The sequence below is a fragment of the Methanosarcina baikalica genome, assembly GCF_031461075.1.
Lineage (GTDB): Archaea > Halobacteriota > Methanosarcinia > Methanosarcinales > Methanosarcinaceae > Methanosarcina > Methanosarcina baikalica.
In genome coordinates, this window is record NZ_JAVKPK010000118.1 from 1 (window position 1) to 4,142 (window position 4,142).

Below are 4,142 nucleotides of genomic sequence, written 5' to 3' on the forward strand. Positions count from 1 at the left end.
CTGGAAAGGCCGGCCTCCTTGGTTGGCCGGTGAGAGCGCTGGTACCCATAAAAAACTAAAAACTCTTCAACGCACTGAAGAGCTAACTAAAAACGATCAAAAAGGATTGGAATGAAAATATTTACTTAGAAAGATCCCTGGTTTTCACAAACAGCCATCCTTTTTATGCGTCTGCTCGGCGCTAAAGATATCAAAGACTTGAATCTGCTTTTTATCTTTGTCAATTCTGGAGGATTCGATAGCTTTGTACATTTAAACAATATGCTGAATCCTACTATCCCTTTGATTTCTTTTCTGCAGCCACCGCACCTTGAAATAAGTTGCTTAACTCTTGAAGTATTCTTCCTCAAAAACTTTATTACAGAAAGATCTTAAGAGAAAGCAATTCATTTTATAATCATACTATTATAATGTATTATCAACCGGGGTATCACGGCTATTAATGCAGACAATTGTCTTATTTTTTCGGCTTACACTTCTTTAAAGGGCGCTATGTCTCTTGAAAGAGTGATATAGCTGTGATTATTCTCCAGGATTAAAAAAGCATTTTAGAACAGGAGGAGTACCATGAAATCAAGCACCGAAGATCAAGTGGAAGGTAAGCTTCACAAAGCAAAGGGTGAGATTAAGGAGACCGCAGGGAAACTGATCAAGGATCCAGATTTGGAAACCGAAGGTAGAGTTGAACAGACGGAAGGTAAGATACAAGAAAAGAAAGGTCAAATCAAAAAAGTGTTTGATAAGTAAAAGAGCGGTGTCTCGTGCGCCTGTACCCAGTCGCCTAAATTCGATAGCTCTTAATGCCCAGGGTGCGAATTTTTCCGGTTTCTGGGGAGATATAATTGTTGATTAATTAATCATATCAATAGTGCCGCTCCTGCATAAATGATATTTTGGGAGCATGACTATCTATTCTCAACCCTGGGCGACATATTTTTTGACTATGCCCGGAAGAATTGATTTACAAAGTAGACAAGGAAAGAGCCTGTTCCCTCCTATATTCGGATTGAACCCCGGATGCAGGTTTAAGGGCTCTTTCCGCAATTTCTTTTTCTTATTCGTCCAGATATGGGACAATGAATGGAATCGTTAGGCGAAAGTTTTAGGGAGGGCAGTTCACACTATTTATGTATATATTGTATCGAGCTCGTCGATATAATGGGGTACAATCCCTTAAGTGGACAGTAAATTAGATCAGTATACTAAATTAGTAAACTGAATTACTAAATTTATTAGTAAATTTAGTATTCAGTATATTAGCTCAGTTCAGTATGTGTTGGATCAGAATTCAACCTTCGGGACTTCCCTTTCTGCTTGCACGGTTTCAAATAACTCTTTCTTCTGGAATCCCATTAAAGATGCAACAATATTTTTTGGGATTGTCTGAATACTGATGTTATATTTCATAACGGTATCATTATAAAATTGTCTTGCATAGGCAATTTTGTTTTCGGTCTCCATGAGGTCTTTCTGGAGCTGTATAAAGTTCTGATTGGCTTTCAGGTCAGGATAGTTTTCTGCAACTGCAAAAAGGGATTTCAGGGTGGAGGAAAGGTAATTGGAGGCTTCCGCCGTTTCATTTACATTATTTGCAGACATTACTGCAGCCCTGGCTTTTGTAATGTTTTCGAAAAGGTTTTTTTCGTGTTTTGCATACCCTTTCACTGTTTCTATCAGGTTGGGGATAAGGTCATAGCGCCTTTTTAGCTGGACTTCTATCTGCGCCCACGCATTTTCTACCCTGTTTCGCTGCTTGATAAGGTCATTGTAAATTATAACGAAAATCAAACCTAAGATTATTGCTACTATTACCAGAATTTCTACTATCACATAGATCACCTTCTATTTATCCAAAATACTTTATCTCGCACCGCCGCCGCCGCCACCAGCGCCGCCACCTACTCCGCCTACCCCGCCGCCTCCGGATGGAGCGGATGACGAATAGGCATTCCCAAAACCGGAATCAAATTGAGCATAACTGTGGTGTATAAGATAGAAGCTACTCCCTTGAAGCTGTTCAGATGGAACTACCAGAGACATATTGTGGAGGACTTCCTTTGCGACTCCCAGGGAAGTTGCATACACAAGATAACGATCCCAGATCTTTATCGATTCCGGAGGATGCTCTTTGAGAGCAGAAAAGTCTGTGAGATATTTTTTAAAATTATCCCAGCGTTTATAGTAGAGTTTTCCCTCAGGGGTCCAGCGACCAAGTATCTTTTCGAAGGTTGAGGAGAAAATCAGCATAACGATCCCAAAAGCAAGGATGAGAATAATCAGCATATTCAGATTTGCAGCTAAGGGAAACTCTTCTGAAGGGAGATATTTCGAGAATGCAACTAAATAAATAAATGCTGCTATTGAAATGGCTAAAGAAAATATACTCATATACGTGTTTCCTGTGGATCGAAAGAGTTTATCAACCGTAATATGTACTTTGACTTTTTTATTCCAGGCAGTGATAAATTCATAGAAATCAGTTCCTTTTCCAAGCTCTTTTTTCAGTTCATTCCAGGAGATTTTACTTTTTGAAGCATGGCTTTTTAACAAATTAAATACATCTTTTTCAAAATCATCCAGTTCACGTATATTTCCTTTAACTTCCGAATAAGTATCGAGGTCGATAATTTCGATTACAATATCTTCAGAATCGGATTTGAACAGACCGAATGCTTTACTTTCTTCTGATTTTACAGTATGTAGAGAAATATAACCACGGTTAACAAGATCCATAACCGTAGCTGTAAAGCCTTCCATTGTGGGAATTCCCATTTTCCCCCGCATGATGGCATTGACGACTGCAGCTTTGGAATCTGTAGGCGGCTCTCTCTCATAGATCGCTTCATAATCTATTTTTGGTTCTCTTCCATATCGGAAGTATATAGCGAAAGGAAATACCAGAGCCAGGAACGCAAATAAGAGTGTCAGATTATAGAGGTTCTTTAAGATCAAGCCTCTATGTTGGTATTCATTCTCAATAGCTAATATTTGTTCAAGCCCTTTTTCATCATCCACCTGAACCAGGCTGGAATTGGGAGATGTTATTCTTGGAAAAACCACTCTGATTTCATACCATTTATTAGAGGGAATCTCCGTTGTCTTTAAATTAAGGGCGTTCTGTTTCACATTCGCATCCTGTGTATAGCCTGTCGGGTGGATCCAGTACTGGATCTCACTTTCATTTTTCACAGGAAGTGTAATGCTCCCCTTTAAGCTTCCAAGAGGTTTCTCCCATTCTTCACCCCAGAGTTTATAGTGGAGTTCGGAAACATCGCTATGGACTTTGACTGCACCATAATGATCGTAGGAAATAAAAAAAGTCACTTTTTCAGGGGTGGGGTTCGGAAGCGAGCCTACAAGCTCGTATCCTTCGGAAGTCGGATTAACACTGAATTTACATGCTTCATCTGAGCAATATCCTTTGATATTCTGGATGGATTCTTCGGGCGACACCTTGAGTGTTCTAAAAACTTCATTATAATTTCCTTCAAATATGTAGGAAATAGATTCTTCAACGTGGACTAAGCCGCTGGGATCGATAGTTATATTCGTTGTAGCTCCTTCCAGTGTGTAGTCTCTTGCACTGGCTGAGGGTGTCAGGCAGAGAAGAACCAGCAGAAGAACAACTATTTTCAATGCTATATAACCTATATTTGCTTCTTTGGCAGGTTCAACAGAACCATTTGAAAGGCGCAACCAAATTCCTCCAACTCAGTATTATTTTTAAAATATTAATCTTTTTTTAGAGTCCTCTTAAGACTTAGTTCCTAACTGGCTCGCAGACGCTTATTTTTTTATAAATGCAGTATGTGTTAGGCACCTGACCTTCTATAAATTACTTATAAGTTTGGAACATTTCATTAATTGATATCTATTTCATTAACTTACTTAAAAATATATTAATTATATTTTCTTTTAAGGCTCCCTTATTTAGTTTTCAGAATTATATCAGGTATTACCTTACATTTTAAGGTAAAAAATTCCTATTTTAAAGCAGAACGTCTCTTGCAAATTAACACTCAGCATAAATAAAGTCTTTTTTAAAGTCAATTGCTTTGTGTATAAATCCTTTTTCAAAATCAGATTCTGTTAAATTAAATAGCTTTATCAGCATATGTTAAAGGGGTATATGGGCTTTATTG

Annotated in this window: 3 protein-coding genes; 1 reads left to right on the forward strand and 2 read right to left on the reverse strand. The window is 38.2% G+C overall.

What is annotated here, in order from left to right; translation table 11 throughout:
• The first annotated feature begins 567 nt into the window (after positions 1-567).
• A complete protein-coding gene (locus tag RG963_RS16140; RefSeq protein WP_310577303.1) occupies positions 568-747 on the forward strand; it encodes a CsbD family protein in 180 nt (59 codons plus the stop codon).
• A 534-nt stretch (positions 748-1,281) separates the two neighbouring features.
• Here the strand turns inward: RG963_RS16140 and RG963_RS16145 are convergent.
• Positions 1,282-1,830, reverse strand: a complete 549-nt coding sequence (locus RG963_RS16145) for a LemA family protein (RefSeq protein ID WP_310577304.1) — start codon at positions 1,828-1,830, stop codon at positions 1,282-1,284.
• 30 nt (positions 1,831-1,860) lie between these two features.
• On the reverse strand, positions 1,861-3,696 hold the full coding sequence (locus RG963_RS16150; RefSeq protein ID WP_310577305.1) for a DUF2207 domain-containing protein: 1,836 nt from the start codon (positions 3,694-3,696) through the stop codon (positions 1,861-1,863).
• Between the last annotated feature and the right edge of the window lie 446 nt (positions 3,697-4,142).